Origin of the sequence: Buchnera aphidicola str. Ak (Acyrthosiphon kondoi), assembly GCF_000225445.1 — a bacterium.
GTDB lineage: Bacteria > Pseudomonadota > Gammaproteobacteria > Enterobacterales > Enterobacteriaceae > Buchnera > Buchnera aphidicola_A.
In genome coordinates this window covers 494,811-512,118 of record NC_017256.1, presented here as the reverse complement: position 1 = coordinate 512,118, position 17,308 = coordinate 494,811, and the positions used below count along the sequence as shown (strand labels likewise).

Genomic DNA, 17,308 nt, shown 5'->3' with positions numbered 1-17,308 from the left:
ATTAAATTTTTATTTTTTTAGGTGTCTAAATATGCATTTTTCTCGTCTGCACAAGAAATATAAACATCGTATAAATAAAAAATTATTGAATACTTTAAATGCGTTACCTTTTCAAAACTCGAATCTTTTGAAAGCAATGAAATATGGTGTATGTTCAGGTGGTAAAAGATTACGTTCATCTTTAGTATATGTAACTGGAGAGGTTTTTAGAGTAAATTTAATAACACTAGACGTAATATCTACTGCTATTGAATGCATTCATTCGTATTCTTTAATACATGATGATTTACCTTGTATGGATAATGATAATTATAGAAGAGGAAAAATTTCTTGTCATATAAAATATGGTGAAAGTACTTCTCTACTTGCGGGTGATGCTTTGCAAAGTCTTGCATTTAATATTTTGTCAAAAAGCTTTATGCCAGATGTATCTAATTTAAAACGTATGAAAATGATTTCTGAATTATCTAGTTCTATTGGTGCGTCTGGAATGTGTATGGGTCAAAAGTTAGATTTAGAAGAAGAAAAAAAAGAATCAAAATTATCTAAATTAGAAACTATTAATTTGTATAAAACTGCTTTTTTAATGCGCTCAGCTGTACGTTTGGTGTATTTTTCTTCTGATAATTTTTCTAAATCTATATTATCAATATTAGATTTTTTTTCAATTTCTATTGGTTTAGCATTTCAAATTCAAGATGATATTTTAGATTTAAAAAATGATAGTATAAAAATAAAGGATAATAAAACAATTAAAAAATATACTTATCCATCAATAATAGGTTTAGATAAATCAAAAGAAAAAATAAAAAAACTATATAAACAATCATTTTTAGCATTAGATAGTTTAAAAAAAAAAAAATTAATACTGATATGCTAGAAAAATTAACAAAATTCATAATTAAAAGTATTAAATAAATTTAATAATGAGCATCCAATGAATTTTAATTCTAAAAAATATCCAATTTTATCTTTCGCTAATTCAGTAGAAAATCTAAGACTATTACGTATCGAACAGTTACCACAACTATGTTTTGAACTACGTGCATATTTATTAGATATAGTTACTGTTTCCAAAGGACATTTTGCTTCTGGATTAGGTGTAGTGGAAATTACTGTAGCACTTCATTATATTTATAATACTCCATTCGATAATTTATTATGGGATACAGGACATCAAGCGTATCCTCATAAAATATTAACTGGAAGAAGTAAAAAAATTAGTAGTATTAGAAAAAAAAATGGATTACATTCATTTCCTTGTCGAGAAGAAAGTGAATTTGATGTTTTAAGTGTTGGTCATTCTTCTACTTCAATCAGTGCAGGTTTGGGTATGTCTATTGCGGCTGAAAAAGAAGGAAAAAATAGGCAAACTATTTGTATTATTGGTGATGGTGCTATGACTGCTGGTATGGCATTTGAAGCTATGAATCATGCTGGAGAAATAAAATCTAATTTATTAGTTGTATTGAATGATAATCAAATGTCTATTTCAAAAAACGTAGGAGCTTTACATAATCATCTAAAGATTTTGAGAAACATTAAAAACATTAAAAAAGATCAAAAAATAATGCGTTTTTTTCATCAACAACTTTTCAGAAAAAATAAAAAATCGAAAAAAAATCATATTCCGTTTAACTCTATATTTTCTAGTTTGGGATTGAAATATTTAGGTCCATTTGACGGTCATGATATTTTTTCTATTATTAATATATTAACAGAAATAAAAAATAAAACAGGTACTTATTTGTTACATCTTGTAACTAAAAAAGGAAAAGGCTATCTTCCAGCTGAACGAGATCCGATTAAATGGCATGCAATATCTTCATGTAATAGATCAGTTTCAAATTCTCTCAGTTATTCAGATGTTTTTAGTTCTTGGCTGTGTGAAATAGCTGCATTTGATAAAAAATTAATAGCTATTACACCTGCAATGTGTGAAGGTTCTGGAATGTTAAAATTTTCTCGTCTTTTCCCAAATCAATATTTTGATGTTGCTATTGCTGAACAACATGCAGTTACTTTTGCTGCTGGTCTTGCGATTAGTGGTTACAAACCAGTAGTTTCTATCTATTCAACTTTTTTACAAAGAGCATATGATCAACTTATACACGATGTAGCGCTACAAAAATTATCTGTTTTATTTGCTGTTGATAGAGGAGGTATTGTTGGAAATGATGGACAAACTCATCAAGGAATTTTTGATTTAGCATATTTACGATGTATTCCTGGCATAGTTATTATGACTCCTAGTGATGAAAATGAATGTCGTCAAATGCTTTATACTGGTTATATGTATAGTAAGGGTCCTAGCGTTGTAAGATATCCTAAAGGACATGGTATTGGAGCATTATTAATGCCTATGAGTAGTATTCCATTAGGAAAATCTATAATAAAAAGAACTGGAAAAAAAATAGCAATTTTAAATTTTGGTACTTTATTACAAAACGCTTTTTTTGCAGCAGATAGTTTAGATGCAACACTAGTAGATATGCGTTTTGTTAAACCATTAGATGAAAATATGATTTTAAAATTATCTTATAAGCATAAATTCTTTATTACTCTTGAAGAAGGTGTAATTTCTGGTGGGGCAGGAAGTGCTGTAAATGAATTTATTATGGTCAATAAAATTTTCCTGCCAGTTTTAAATATTGGATTACCAGATGTATTTGTACCACAAGGTACTCAAGAAGAAATTAGACATGATTATAAATTAGATGCAGAAGGTATTCATAAACAAATATTTTATTGGTTAAAACAATGATATAGAAAATATTGATAGAACTAAATAAAAAAAATCATATTTTTTATAAAAATATCATGTAATAATAATTTTTTTATTATAGCCCATTTTAAAAACTGCTTTATCTAAAACACCATTTATAAATTTATGACTATCTTGAGAACCAAATAATTTAGCTAGTTCAATACCTTCATTGATAGATACTTTATAAGGTATATCATTTCTTTTATGTAATTCATAGAATGAAATTCTAAGAATTGCTTTTTCAATATGTCCTAATTCTTTGAGTGATCTGAATAAATAAGGTTTCATTAAATTATCTATATTTTCACAATCACATGTAATTCCAATAATCAATTCATAAAAGTATATAATATCAATATTTTTTTTATTTCTTTCTTTTAAGAACTGAATAGCACTTTCTTTAATATTATTATGAGAGATTTCCCAAGAATATAGCATTTGTAAAGCACACGCGCGTGCTTTTCGTCGAGAAGATGGTTTCATAAATAAAATCTCTCTTGTTTGTTATATATTAGTATTATATTTATTTAGGAGATAAGATTAATCTTATATCAGAACCTATATTACAAATATCTTGAAATTTGAATTGAAGAGAATCTGATATCTTTAATTTTTTATAAATTTTACATAATGGTTTTGCTTCATGTCCCAGTATTTTCGGTGCCATATATATAATTAATTCATCTATCAAATGCGCATTTAATAAAAATCCTGATAAAGTGCTTCCTGCTTCTATCCAAACATTATTAATTTCTGATCGTCCTAAAAATTTTAAAAGAGAAAATATATCAATTTTTTTATTGTGTTCTTTTTCTATAATTTGTGCTATGTTTCCAGGCCACATTTTTTTATCAGATTTTAATCGTATTAACCAGATTTTTCCTTCAGTTTTAATAATATTATGTGATGGTTGAACACGATTTTTACTGTCTATAATTACTCTTATTGGATGTTGAAATATTTTTTGAGGGAAAATAGATAGTGTTTTTTTATCAAATTCTTGTAAACGTACATTTAACAAAGGATTGTCATTTAAAATAGTAGAACTGCTGCTAAGAATAACTGAACTTTTTGCCCGAAATTTTTGAACATCTTGACGTGCGTATTTTGACGTAATCCATTTGCTAGCACCGTTTTTCATAGCAATTTTTCCATCTATGGACATAGCTAGTTTTAGTTGTATTCATGGTAAACCAGTCTTCATTCTTTTAAAAAATCCTTTATTACATTTTTTAGACTCTTTTGATAATAAACCTATTTCTACAGAAAGACCGTTTTGTTTTAAGTATAAAATACCATTACCAGAAACTTTAGGATTAGGGTCTATATTAGAAATAACAACATGATTGATTCCGGCTGCAATAAGTGCATTACAGCATGGTGGTGTTTTTCCAAAATAATTACATGGTTCTAGTGTTATATAAGCTGTGGCTCCTTTTGCTTTTTCTCCAGCCATGATTAATGCGTTAATTTCTGCATGATTTGTTCCTGGTTGTTTATGCCATCCCTCACCAACAATGATGTTATTTTTTACAATTACACATCCTACATTAGGATTGGGTGCTGTAGTAAATTCACCTAATTTACTAAGTTCTATTGCTCTTTTCATATAAAATATATCATTCATATTTAACCAACATATTTTTTTATTTTTTATAAAATTTTTTAATTAAAATGATCAAAACCGTTTTTATTTAAAATAATTTTCTTTTTATTATAAAAAAAGTTAAAACCTTGTTCGATTGGTGTGACATATCCAATACATGTAAAATTAACTAAAAATTTTTTTTTAATTAAATCCATTTTTTTTATATTTTTTCTTGATACAGTAAAACATAATTCATAATCTTCTCCTATGTTCAATGCCCAATCTAAGCAATATTGATGTTGAAAATTATTAATTAAAACTTTTGAAATAGGTAGCATGTTTAAATTAATATTTGCTCCGCACTGACTATTATTTAATATATGACTTAAATCAGAAATTAATCCATCTGATATATCAATAGCTGCATTAGCAATTTTTCTAAGAGCGATTCCTTCAAAAACTCTAGGAACAGGATTTAGGTGTTTTTTAATTAAATAGTTTCGCACATTAGCGTTTTTTATGAAAATTTTTTTTTTAAGTAAAAATAAACCAGCAGCACTTGCTCCAAGAGTTCCTGTTACATAAATTAAATCTCCTACATTAGCATTGCTTCTTAGTAAAGCAGTATTTTTTTTTAATAATCCATAAATACTTAAGGTTATACTCAACGGGCCACAGTTTGTATCACCACCAATTAATTTTACACTATATTTATTTAACATATCAAAAAAACTATTGCTAAATTTTGCTAGCCATAAACTGTCAGATTTAGGCATTGTAATAGATAATGTAGTCCATTTAGGATTGGCACCCATTGCAGCAAGATCACTAAGATTAACTGCTATTGTTTTGTATGCTAAATCTTCAGGAGATATATCTTTTAAAAAATGAGTTCCTTCAACTAATGTATCGGTGCTAATTGCTAGAACATTATTTTTGGGTATTTTTATTAAAGCACTATCATCTCCAATTCCTTTAATTTCATTACAATCTTTTTTTTGATTACGTTGAAAATATCGTGAGATAATTTCAAATTCAGTATATTTCATTATTTATAGTTAAATTTCAAAATAGATATTGAATAAAAAATATTTAATATTATAATACTTTTTTTAAATTTTTCATAATATTAATCATTTCTAATGCAGCTAAAGCAGCTTCAGAACCTTTATTCCCCATTTTTGTTCCAGATCTTTCAATAGATTGCTCAATATTTTTTGTTGTTAATATGCCTAATGTGATGGGTAAAAAATATTGAGTACTAATTCTAGAAAGACTACTGCTAGTATCACTAGCAATATATTTAAAATGATCAGTATTTCCTTTTATAATTGTTCCTATAGCAATGATAGCATCATATTTACCAGAATGTGCGATATGACTTGCAACAGTCGGTATTTCGTATGTTCCTGGCACATATACCTTTAGAATATTTTCTTTATTGACTTCTCCTATTCTTTGTAAAGTATCTAATGCTCCTAATAATAAATTATTGTTGATAAACTGATTAAATCGAGCAATGATTATAGCAATAGATGCGTTTTTAGCTCTAATTCCTGATTGAATTATATTCATATTTTTACTCATTATTAAAATCAAGATAGTTAATTATTTATTGTTTAAAACCCAAGCATATCCGTAGTGATTATAAAAACCTGCTAATATAGCAGCTTTTTTGCCGATTCCTTGGTAAATATCAAAATGTTGACCTTTGATTGCACCTCCTACATCTAGTGCAATTACTAGACGCATTTCATATTTATTTATAAATAAACCATTTTGATCAAGCAATGGCATTTTTAATAAAATCACGCTTCCTTTTTTTATTATAGAATTATCTGCTGCTACTGATGTTTGCGCTATTAATGGAACTCTACTTGCACCAAATACTTCTTTTTTTTCTGTTTCTTTAAAGAATACAAAAGATTCATTTTCTTCTAATAAATCTTGTATTTCTTTTTTAGTGTGTTTTTTAAACCAGTTCTTAATGGATTGCATCGACATATTTTTTTTTTGTATGTCACCACGATTTATTAAAATTTGTCCAATTGCTTTATAGGGCCATCCATTTTTCCCTGCATAACTGAAAAAAATTAATTTTTTATTATTTCCATAATCTATAAATCCACTTCCTTGAATCTCCATAATGAAATTATCTATTAAAGAATTACTATAAGCTAAAATATATTTTTTATCTAAAATTCCATTATATATATCTTTTCTTTTTGGTAAAGGTTCATTTTTATTCAGATGATAAGGCATAGAATATATTGGATATTTAAAGTTATCTGTTTTAATTTTACTGGCTTGTACTATCGGAGTATAATATCCACTTATTTTAACATTGCCATAGTTATCTGTTCCTTTCATTTGAAATAAATCAATTCCAAATTGATTTATTTCATTAATATTAGAGTTATTTTTTAACCAATTTTCAATTTTCTGGTAAAGAGATTTATTTTTTAAATATAAAGATGGAGAAGATTTTTTTATTTTTTCTATTTGTATCAGAAGTAATTGTGAATTAGTTATTTTTTTTGAAATATTTATTTTTTTTGTTTTTGTGAAATTTTGTATTAGTTTTTTTTCGTATTGTTGTCCTTGATTAATGAGTATATGTGCATATGATGTTATAGGCGAAAGGAATAAAATAAAGAGTATTATTGTTATTTTTTTCATTTTTTATGTTAAATTTTATTGATTTGTGAGATTATTTTAAATAATTATTTAATACATAAAAATTATTGCAATTTTTTTATAAAAGTGTATAATATATTTTAATACAGACGCGGGGTGGAGCAGTTTGGTAGCTCGTCGGGCTCATAACCCGAAGGTCGTTGGTTCAAATCCAGCCCCCGCAACCAATAAATTATAATAAAATTACACTAAAAAATTTAATTTAACCCCATTTTTTTCAAAAAAACTTTCTAACATCTTAATCTTGTCCGAGATAAGAAAAATTATATTAATAAAAAATAATATATAGGTTGCAGTAAAAATGCAAGAGGATTGTTATGAAAGAACGTAATACTGAATTAGTTCAGGGTTTTCGTCACAGCGTTCCTTACATTAATGCTCATCGGGGTAAAACATTTGTGATAATGTTAGGCGGTGAAGCTATTAAATATGGAAATTTTTCCGGTATTATTAACGATATAGGTTTATTACATAGTTTAGGTATTCGTTTAGTAGTTGTGTACGGTGCTTGTCCGCAAATTAATGCTAGTCTAACAGAAAAAAATATTAAAATTATTTACCATAAATATATACGTATTACTGATTTAGAATCTTTAGAACAAGTAAAACAAGCAGCAGGCAGATTGCAACTTGACATTACAGCACGTTTGTCAATGAGTTTAACTAATACTCCTCTGCAAGGAGCAAATATTAATGTAGTGAGTGGTAATTTCATTATTGCTCAACCATTAGGAGTAGATGATGGTATAGACTATTGTCATAGCGGTCGAATCAGAAGAATTGATAAAAATGCGATTGATTGTCAATTAAAAAATGGAGCTATAGTTTTGATTGGTCCAGTTGCTGTTTCAGTGACAGGCGAAAGTTTTAATTTGACTTCTGAAGAAATAGCAACTCAAGTGAGTATCAAACTAAAAGCAGAAAAAATGATAGGTTTTTGTAGTAATCAAGGTGTTATAAATTGTAAAGGTAAAATTATTTCCGAATTGTTACCTAATGATATAAGAAATACAATTATAAAGTTAGAAAGAACAGGTGATTATATTTCTCCAACAGTTCGTTTTTTAAGAGGAGCAATAAAAACTTGTAAAAGTGGTGTTAATCGTAGTCATTTAATTAGCTATCATAAGAGCGGAGCACTATTGCAAGAATTATTTTCTCGTGATGGTATTGGTACTCAGATGGTTATGGAATCAGCGGAAAAAATAAGACGAGCCAGTATTAATGATATCGGAGGGATACTGGAATTAATTCGTCCTTTAGAAAATAAGGGTATTTTAGTTCGTAGATCAAGAGAGCAATTAGAAATAGAAGTAGATAAATTTACTATTATTGAACACGATAATTTAACTATTGCTTGCGTAGCGCTATATCCTTTTTTAAAAGAAAAAATAGGAGAAATGGCGTGTCTAGCTGTTCATCCTGATTATCGAAATTCTTCTCGTGGTGATTTACTATTAAAAACAATCAAAATACATGCTAAAGAAATGTATTTAAAAAAGATTTTTGTATTAACAACCCAGAGTATTCATTGGTTTCAAGAAAGAGGTTTTGTCTTAGTCGACATTGAAATGTTACCTGAAAGTAAAAAGAAAATGTACAATTATCAGCGCGGTTCAAAAATTTTGATGATTGATGTAATTTAAATATCTATAAATATTTTATAAAATAAATTATTACCATAAAACTATTTTTAATCTGTATTTTTTAAAGCAGTTTTTATAAATATTTCTTTATCTGAAAAAATACTCAATATTTTTCGAGATCTTGTTATACCAGTATATAAAATATCTTTATTTAAAACATGTGAATTAAAATCTGGTAATATTAAAGCTGTATGCATAAATTCTGAACCTTGTGCTTTATGAACAGTAATAGCCCAAGCAGTTTTATAATTTCTTAAAATTTTTACAGGAATGTTATTAATTATATTGTTTTCTTTCAAGAAAGATACTTGTAAAACACCGTTTTTATTAATATTTGTAATGCCTATATTTCCATTAAACACATCTAAATATTTGTTATTATCAGTAATCATTACGGGTTTTCCTACATACCATTGTTCTCCATTAATATAGAAATATTTAATCATATTTTTTTGATACATATTTTCTTCTAACTTTTTATTTAAAATATTTACACCAAATAAACCATCATGTAATACACATAACACTTGATAATCTTGAAAAGATTCTATAATTTCTTTGATTGTTGCTTTTTTATATATTTTTTCCCAAAAAAATTGATAGTTTGAAACTATTCTTGTAATCATTTTTTTATATTTTTGAATAGAATTCGTTTCGTAAAAAAAAACATTTTCTATTAAATTATTAAATAGACTTTCAATAATTTTTGTTTTTTTATGACAAATAGCATTTGATAAAAAATAAATTCCTGAATTTTTTTCAAATCTATAGTTTTTTTTTAAAATACATATACTATTACTGATAAATGTTGTTGTTTTTTTATTTATTTTTTTTAATAGTTTATACTGCGTAAGTTTTTCAATATTCATTATAGTTTTCAAACTATATCTATTATAGTTGTAATTACAAATTTTTCTTAGAATCGAACCTGATTCTATTGGGCATAATTGATTGTGATCTCCTATAAAAATTAATTTAGTATATTTTGAAACTGAAAATAATATTTTTTCCATCATTAAAATATCTACCATTGAGATTTCATCAATAATTAAAACATCTAAATTTAATAAATTATTTTTATTAAAAAAGCTATTTTGTGATATTTTTTGAATTCCTAATAGTTGATGTATAGTTGTAGCTCTTGATGGAAGTGAACGTTTTTCTTTTTCAGATAAATAAAGATCAAAAATATTATTGTTTATTATTTGATTTAAACGTGTCGTTGCTTTCCCTGTTGGTGCAGATAATTGAATTTTAATCTCTGTTTTTGAACTTTTAATTAATGCAATGATTATTTTTAATATAGTAGTTGTTTTTCCGGTTCCAGGACCACCAAGAATAAAAGTTATAGAATTTATTAAAGTTAGCGCTACTGCTATTTTTTGAAAATTAATAGTTTTATCAGAAAATAAATTATCTAATATTTTAGAACATTTTATGAAATTAATTTTATTTTTTTTGTTTTTTATATACAAATGGTTAAAAATATTATTTTCAGATTTCCACATTTTATACAGGTATATTTTTTTCTCGTATAAGACTAAAGGTGTAGGGATAGATCCGTTACTAATAGATGCGTGTTTCAATAACTCAACAGACCAATTTATTTTTTTTTTAAGAATTATTAATATTTTTTTTATAAAATTTTCATTCGAACTTGAAAAAAAACAATTTTTTTCAAAATATTTAATTGGTAGAAAAATGTGTCCTTTATTGTTTTCATAACTTACACAAGCAGCAACTAACATAACAATGGTGTTCTTTTGGGCTACAAACTGAGAAAAATAAAAATCAATTGGACGTATAATCTTTAATTTTACAGCTTTTTTTAATAATATAATCATATTTTTTTACGAAATTAAGTGTATTGTTTTTTCTATTAGTGAATAATCTGGAATAGTATAAAAAATTCCATTATTTTTTTTATTATGATCCATAGCACGTAAAAAAATATAAAAAATACCTCCAAAATTGTCTTTATAATTGTATTTTTTTATTTTTTTTTGTAAATATTTATGTATGGCTATAGTATATATTTGATATTGCAAATCATATCTTTTTTTAATGATTTCTTTTTTTATATACATGTTAGAATAAAAACTATTATTTTTTCCCAACCAATTGGATTTATAATCTAATATATAATATTTTTTTTCCCAAATAAAAACTAAATCAATAAATCCTTTTAATATTCCTTTTACTGGATTGAATAATAATTTTGGAGAGATAGTAGATATAGGATCTATAGACTGAATAATTTTGTTTAATTCTGTGCTATATAGTATATTTTTTATAGGAAAAAAAAATTCTAATTCTTTTATACATTTTTTTTCATTTATTTCTGATAAAATAATATTTTTTTTATAGAATGGAGTATTGATGATATTTTTTACCCAAGAAATTAATACAGAAGTCCATTTTAGAGAAATGTTATATTTTTCTAAAATTTCAGAAAACCAATTATAATTTTTCTTATTTAAGACATTTAGATGTTTTAATATATAATGAATCATCAAACCAGTATTTTTTCCTTTCGGAAAATTATGTATTGTTAAAGATTTATTGTTTTTTTTTATAATTTTTATTGAAAAATCTTTTGAGATGATTTTTTCTTCATTTCTTTTTGTTAATAATTGGTTTTCTTTATTTAATTGAGTAAAGCTTGTTATATTCCAAATATTTTTAATATTTTCATTTAAATAATTATTTTGACGTATTAAATATATTGTTTGTTCAGGTATGAATAATTTAAAATTATCTATATTATTTTTTACTTCTATAAGATTATTTGTACTTAATTTTTTTAATTGATTAAATAAATTTTCATAATTCATAGGCTTTCCACACTGTATAGTATATCCTAAACCACTTTTATGAACAGCACTATTATTATTTGTATTTTTTTTTATTTTTTTTGTTAAACATGCTATTCCGATACTACAATGCAGAATTGATCTTGTAAGTGCAACATATAAAAACCGTATATCTTCTGCTAATCTTTCTTTATCTGCCATTTTTATATTTTCATTACTTTGCATTATATCAAAAAAAATTTTGAAGTTTTTTTGATTATGATAAATAGATAATGTTGATTTTTTAAAATCTATTCCAAAAGGTATCCAAACTATCGGATATTCTAATCCTTTTGATTTATGTATAGTAATAATTTTAACTGATTGAGATTCATTAATATATCTAATATATTCATTATATAAAGGCTGTGTTTTTTGTAAAATCTTTTTTTGAAACCAACGAATTAAAGATGTTTTTTTATAAAGAAATTGAAATTGTTCTTGTAATAATTCTGCTATATGTAGAAAATTTAAATTTTTTATATAATTCTGATTTATTTCTATAGCATTAGAATTTATTTGATATTCTAATATTATAGCTTTAATCATATGGAAAATACCTACCTTTTCCCATATATCATAATATTCATATAATTTTTCCATTATAAAATATAAACTTTTTTTTATTGATTTTTTTTTCACTATATCTAATAATTTTTGGAAAATATGTGTAGAAATTGATTTTCTTAAAGATTGTTCATTGTCGGGTTCTAAAATAGATTCTAGTATTAATAGTAATTCTTGAGCATCAAAAGTTTGAAATACACTATTTTTATTAGATGAATATATTGAACTTATCTTAAGTGTTTCTAGCTCTTTTTGAATATAACCAGCTTCTTTTTTGTTTCTAACTAATATAGCAATATCGCTAGCTGTGAGATTTTTTTCTCTATTTTTAATTGTAATTTTAGCTTGTCCTTTGTTTGCGTAATTTAACCAACAACTAATTTCATTAGCGCACTGTTTTGAAATCCAAACCTGGTAATCTTCCATATCTACTTCTTTTTTTTCTTGAAAAAAAAAAGTCATCGGAATTTGAGAGATCCCATTAATTGTAAAATTCATATGTGAATTTTCAGAAGAAGGTTTTATAGGTATAAATGGAATATCTTTAAGAATAAATGGATTGCTATATTGAGAAAATAAAAAGTTAACACTTCTACACATATTTATTGAAGAACGCCAATTAGTATCAAGATAATAGTATTTTTTTATTTTAGATTTTGCATATAAATAAGAAAAAATATCAGCACCTCTAAAACTATATATTGCTTGTTTTGGGTCACCGATAAGAAATAATGCCGTTTTTTCGCTTTTTTTATATAAAAGATTAAATATTTTATATTGTTGAATATCAGTATCTTGAAATTCATCAATAAATGCTACTGGATATTTTTTTCTTATTAAGTTTCTTAGGTTTTTTTCTTTTTTTATAGTTTTTAAAAGAATACTTAATAAATCATTAAATCCTATTAATGATTTTTTTTTCTTCTCTTTTAGTAAAAATTTATTAATTTTTTTTATAGCATAGATTATAATAATATTTTTTAATGAAAAATTTTCTTTTAATATTTTCTCAATTTCTTCAAAAATAATATACTTTGAACAAGCATTATTGATTGTATTTTTTTTTATATTTTTTTTTGAAAAATATTTTAATTGAACAGGTATTGTATAATCTTCAGTTTCAGATTTTGCCCATATTGTAATATTATTAATCCATTTAGAAAGATTAAAATTATTGTATATTTTTTTATTTATTTTTAAAATATTAATTTCTTTTAGTATTATTTGGTTATAAATTAACCATTTTTCTTTAAAAAAAATAATTTTTTGTATATTTCTTTGATGATATATAATTAATTTTTTATTGTTTAAAATTTTTTTATTAAAATTTATTGACTGCATATGAAAAAATGGTTTTATTTTTTTTAATAGAGAATCTGGATTTTTATAATCTTTATAAATAATATTAATAATATTTTCTGGTAAATTGTAAAAAGAGCGTCTCCAAAAATCTTGTGTAGCTTGTAGATACAAATGGTCTTCATTTTCAATAATTTTATCTTCAAAAGAAAAATTTAAATGTAAGGTATGTAATTGTAATATATGTTGACAAAAACTATGTATTGTATAAATAGAAGAGTTATTTATATCATTTTGTGCTTTTTTTAAAATATAAATAGCTTCATCGATATCTTTTATTTCTTTTAAAAAAAAATCAAAAGAAAAATTTATATTTTTTTTATTGATACAAGTTAAATATAAATTTTCAATACCCTCTTTAATACGTATATATAATTCTTCTTTTGCTGAATTAGTAAAAGTTACTACTAGTATTTCATGTACTAAAAATTTTCTTGTGTGTATTTTTTTTTTTTCTATACCTAATAATAAACGTAAATATAATAGTACAATCGTAAAAGTTTTTCCTGTTCCTGCAGAAGCTTCTATTAAATTTATTCCATTAATAAATATTTTAAATATATTAAGTTTTTCTTTTTTATTGGTAATATTCATATTATTTCTTTATTTTTTTATTTTTTAATATTGGAGTTAACCATTTTTTAGCTGTTTCGCAAATTTTTTTTATATCGTTTGTACTTAATTCTTTAAATATATTTTTAATGTAACAATTTTCTTTTTCTCCTTCAACATAACTGTTTCCCATCCAAGTTTCTAATAATTTTTTATATCCTTTTCTTTTTGTATGATCATCGTTTTTGATTGAATTATTTTTTATGTCATAGACTTGATCAAGCCAAGATGCACCTGATTTTGTTAATAATAAAGGTTGTCTTATACCCTTGATATATCCTTTAATATATTTTAAAAGATAATTATATGCTATATCAGGTCTCAAAGAGGAAAAAGACCAATTTTGATTTTTATAACCTATTATTATACTTTCTCCATCACCGCCTGATGCCGAGTAAATTAAGTGTTCTAACCATAAAGAAATACGATCACTATAATTTATTCTATTTATTTTCCAACGCAGTAATCCTATTTTTTGTATTTCATATAATATTCCATTAATTTGATATTTTTCTATGTTTAAATTAATTTTTTTTTCGTGTGTTAAAACTCTATATTTCATGACTTCTTTTGCAATTAATGTTATTTCTTTAATATTTTGATCCCAAAAAATTTTTCCAAAAAAATGATAAGGTAATTTTCCAGAAAGAATATAATATTGAAATAATTTAATTGTATTTTGATTATTTATAATTTTGTTTAACAAAATATTTTTGATTTTAAAAGCTTCTAATTGATCTACTAAAAAGGGTTCTGTTGTATTAAGTATTTGTTTTTTTATATTTATTTTTATGTTTAAGCTAAAATTAAAAAAATATCGTATTGGATTTTTCCAGAAATCTATTAAATCTTTTATATTAATTTTGTTGAAATTATTTTTATTTAATAGATCTTTTTCATAAATGTTTTTTTCTGGATATTTAAATATCTTATTGAAATTTTCTTTAGTAAGATAATTTATATTTTTTTTTTCATAAAAATATTGTTTTTTATATTTTTTGCATAGATGTTTAATTAATTTTTTAGTATTATCTTTTAAAGTTAAATTTTTATCGCCTATAAGATAAAAATTAAACGCTATATAATTTAATAATTGATCGACTAAAACAGAAGGATATATTTTACTTTCATCTTTAAGAGAATATCCAACATAACTGATATAAAAATATTTTTCAGCACAGGATATGCTTTGAATAAATAAGTAACAATATTTTTGATATATATCAATATCTTCGATTAATGGATATTTTTTTAATAAATTAAAATTATCTAAATGATTAATTTTTGGAATACTTAGATGATCAAATCCAATAATACATATTATTTTAAATGGAATATAACATATAGAAGCAGGATGACAAAAATTTACTACCCCAGGAAAAAACATTTGATTATCAGTATGATAATATTTATAGAAAAAATTTTTTTTTAGTATATTGATCGAGATTTTATTTGAATAGTTAGATGATAAACCATCATCAATCATTTCTATCCAATATCTGTGAATCATATGAATAGATTGTTCCGTTTTTTTATTATAATAAAAGAAATCATTAATTAAGTTTTTAGATAATGAACGCCAATATGTAAGATTTTGCGATTTTGACAATTTATTTTGCCATTTTTTAAGTACCTTTATAAATATAATTAATTTTCCTATTAATTCTGCTCTAGAACCATTAATTAAACTACATGATAAAATATTATTCCAAATTGTTTCCGTATCATTCATTGCATAACTAAGGAGTAATTTTTCTATACCGTAAAACCAAGTATTTTCTTTGTTTTCAGGAAAAGATAAATAATCTTTATGTCTAGAATCAATGGCCCATCGAATATTTGCTTCTTCTACCCAATGATATAAAATTTTTATTTCTTCTTCTAAAAAATTAAATTTATTTGCTATTTCAGGAACATCTAGTAATTCTAGTATTTCTTCATTTTCAAAACGACTATTAGATAAATTTAGTATTTTTTTAAAAGAAGAGAATATTATTTCTGTCTTTTTAGAAAATTTTTTAGAGATAAAAAAAGGAATTTGTTGTTTATTGTCTAATGATGTAAAGATTGAATCAATATATGAAATATAACTTTCAAGTGAAAAAGATGTAACAACTACATCTCCAGGTTTTATAGATGAATTTTCAGAAAAAAATACTAATAATTTTTTATGTAGTATTTCAATTTCATTTTTTTTATTAAAACAAATATTTATAGAAATTGAATTGTCTGTTGGTTTTAATAATCTTTTTTTTTTAATTTGTTACCTTCTAAAAAATCGTTTTTAATATTATTTAATAAATTATCATTTTTATTTTTTTTAAAACAATTTATTTTTTTAATTTTTTTCGATTGTATAATATATAAAGAATAAATTTTTTCATATTGTATCCATAACATTATTAATGAATTATGAAACATATTTTTTTTTTCTATTTTTTCATGTAAAGAAACTTTATTATCCTTAATTAAATAGAATATATTATTTTTGCACGGTGTAATGTATAAAAAATAAATATTAATATATGTGCTTATTTTTTTAAGAATTTTGATATAAGAAGGATTCAATGTCAAATCAGAAATAATAAAACAGCGATTCGGTAAATATTTTTTTTTTATTTTTTTTTCTTGAATTAATGCTTGTATACTATAAAATAATTTTGCAAAATGACAGCTAAATGGATATATTTTTTTTATATTAGATGTTATTTTCATCCATAATTTTTTTTGCCATTTTGCCATTGGATCAGTAATTGATATATTTTGTTCTTTTTCCCATTCATTAATCCAATTAGGACGATAAACAATATATTGTTCGAATATATTTGCCATTAAAAATGAAAATTTAAATTTTTGTATGTTGTCTAATTTTTCATTATAATATTCTAGAAAATTTTTATTATCTAGAATCTTCATAATTTCCCAAGCTATCATAGCATGAGTAAATGTATTTTTTAATTTTTTTTTAGATAGTATTATTTTAAATAATTTCCATATAAAATAATTAGGATGATATAATTTAAAATTAGCAGAAATTCCTGTTTTTTCGGCAAAAAATATATTTAAATATTGAAAAAGTATCTTGTTGTCATGAACAAAAATCTCTTTTTCGAAAATATTAGACAGAGGTTTTTTTTGGATAATATGATACGCTTTTAATAATAATCTATTTAGTGAATTTGATTTATATACTATAAACATGGTGACCTAATTTTTTTTT

11 protein-coding genes, 1 tRNA gene and 1 pseudogene are annotated in these 17,308 nt (G+C 23.6%); 4 read left to right on the top strand and 9 right to left on the bottom strand.

All coding sequences use genetic code 11. The features are described from left to right. Nucleotides 1-31: 31 nt before the first annotated feature. Entirely contained in the window at nt 32-880 is an 849-nt protein-coding gene (locus BAKON_RS02365) for a polyprenyl synthetase family protein (protein WP_014499601.1), read from the top strand. Between the two features lie 57 nt (nt 881-937). Next, complete coding sequence (dxs, locus tag BAKON_RS02360; RefSeq protein ID WP_014499600.1) at nt 938-2,764, top strand: 1-deoxy-D-xylulose-5-phosphate synthase; 1,827 nt, start codon at nt 938-940, stop codon at nt 2,762-2,764. A gap of 54 nt (nt 2,765-2,818) precedes the next feature. Here the strand turns inward: dxs and nusB are convergent, their stop codons facing one another. The 5 genes and pseudogenes from nusB to mltA form a co-directional block, all read right to left on the bottom strand. Beyond that, nucleotides 2,819-3,250, bottom strand: a complete 432-nt coding sequence (gene nusB, locus BAKON_RS02355) for a transcription antitermination factor NusB (protein WP_014499599.1) — start codon at nt 3,248-3,250, stop codon at nt 2,819-2,821. Nucleotides 3,251-3,290: 40 nt separating this feature from the next. Further along, nucleotides 3,291-4,376: pseudogene (gene ribD, locus BAKON_RS03290) on the bottom strand (bifunctional diaminohydroxyphosphoribosylaminopyrimidine deaminase/5-amino-6-(5-phosphoribosylamino)uracil reductase RibD). A 56-nt stretch (nt 4,377-4,432) separates the two neighbouring features. Continuing rightward, nucleotides 4,433-5,404, bottom strand: a complete 972-nt coding sequence (thiL, locus tag BAKON_RS02340; RefSeq protein WP_014499596.1) for a thiamine-phosphate kinase — start codon at nt 5,402-5,404, stop codon at nt 4,433-4,435. A gap of 49 nt (nt 5,405-5,453) precedes the next feature. Continuing rightward, on the bottom strand, nt 5,454-5,930 hold the full coding sequence (ribH, locus tag BAKON_RS02335) for a 6,7-dimethyl-8-ribityllumazine synthase (protein WP_014499595.1): 477 nt from the start codon (nt 5,928-5,930) through the stop codon (nt 5,454-5,456). Nucleotides 5,931-5,963: 33 nt separating this feature from the next. After that, nucleotides 5,964-7,034, bottom strand: coding sequence for a murein transglycosylase A (gene mltA, locus BAKON_RS02330; protein WP_014499594.1), 1,071 nt, complete (start codon nt 7,032-7,034; stop codon nt 5,964-5,966). Nucleotides 7,035-7,142: 108 nt separating this feature from the next. Between mltA and BAKON_RS02325 the strand changes: the two genes are divergently transcribed. Together BAKON_RS02325 and argA are read left to right on the top strand one after the other, a co-directional pair. Beyond that, nucleotides 7,143-7,219 (top strand) — tRNA-Met (locus tag BAKON_RS02325). A 150-nt stretch (nt 7,220-7,369) separates the two neighbouring features. Further along, complete coding sequence (gene argA / locus BAKON_RS02320) at nt 7,370-8,698, top strand: amino-acid N-acetyltransferase (protein WP_014499593.1); 1,329 nt, start codon at nt 7,370-7,372, stop codon at nt 8,696-8,698. A 47-nt stretch (nt 8,699-8,745) separates the two neighbouring features. Here the strand turns inward: argA and recD are convergent, their stop codons facing one another. The 4 genes from recD to BAKON_RS03315 form a co-directional block, all read right to left on the bottom strand. Then, complete coding sequence (gene recD, locus BAKON_RS02315; protein WP_014499592.1) at nt 8,746-10,542, bottom strand: exodeoxyribonuclease V subunit alpha; 1,797 nt, start codon at nt 10,540-10,542, stop codon at nt 8,746-8,748. A gap of 6 nt (nt 10,543-10,548) precedes the next feature. Continuing rightward, nucleotides 10,549-14,070, bottom strand: coding sequence for an exodeoxyribonuclease V subunit beta (recB, locus tag BAKON_RS02310; RefSeq protein ID WP_014499591.1), 3,522 nt, complete (start codon nt 14,068-14,070; stop codon nt 10,549-10,551). 1 nt (nt 14,071) lies between these two features. Further along, nucleotides 14,072-15,820 (bottom strand): hypothetical protein, encoded by a 1,749-nt coding sequence (locus BAKON_RS03320; RefSeq protein WP_343207504.1) that lies wholly within the window; start codon nt 15,818-15,820, stop codon nt 14,072-14,074. A gap of 506 nt (nt 15,821-16,326) precedes the next feature. Next, on the bottom strand, nt 16,327-17,289 hold the full coding sequence (locus BAKON_RS03315) for an exodeoxyribonuclease V subunit gamma (protein ID WP_264357795.1): 963 nt from the start codon (nt 17,287-17,289) through the stop codon (nt 16,327-16,329). Between the last annotated feature and the right edge of the window lie 19 nt (nt 17,290-17,308).

Coding starts and splice junctions, on each gene's coding strand:
- BAKON_RS02365 (WP_014499601.1), top strand. CDS start 32: ATGCATTTTTCTCGTCTGCACAAGAAATATAAACATCGTATAAATAAA.
- dxs (WP_014499600.1), top strand. CDS start 938: ATGAATTTTAATTCTAAAAAATATCCAATTTTATCTTTCGCTAATTCA.
- nusB (WP_014499599.1), bottom strand. CDS start 3,250: ATGAAACCATCTTCTCGACGAAAAGCACGCGCGTGTGCTTTACAAATG.
- thiL (WP_014499596.1), bottom strand. CDS start 5,404: ATGAAATATACTGAATTTGAAATTATCTCACGATATTTTCAACGTAAT.
- ribH (WP_014499595.1), bottom strand. CDS start 5,930: ATGAATATAATTCAATCAGGAATTAGAGCTAAAAACGCATCTATTGCT.
- mltA (WP_014499594.1), bottom strand. CDS start 7,034: ATGAAAAAAATAACAATAATACTCTTTATTTTATTCCTTTCGCCTATA.
- argA (WP_014499593.1), top strand. CDS start 7,370: ATGAAAGAACGTAATACTGAATTAGTTCAGGGTTTTCGTCACAGCGTT.
- recD (WP_014499592.1), bottom strand. CDS start 10,542: ATGATTATATTATTAAAAAAAGCTGTAAAATTAAAGATTATACGTCCA.
- recB (WP_014499591.1), bottom strand. CDS start 14,070: ATGAATATTACCAATAAAAAAGAAAAACTTAATATATTTAAAATATTT.
- BAKON_RS03320 (WP_343207504.1), bottom strand. CDS start 15,820: ATGAATGATACGGAAACAATTTGGAATAATATTTTATCATGTAGTTTA.
- BAKON_RS03315 (WP_264357795.1), bottom strand. CDS start 17,289: ATGTTTATAGTATATAAATCAAATTCACTAAATAGATTATTATTAAAA.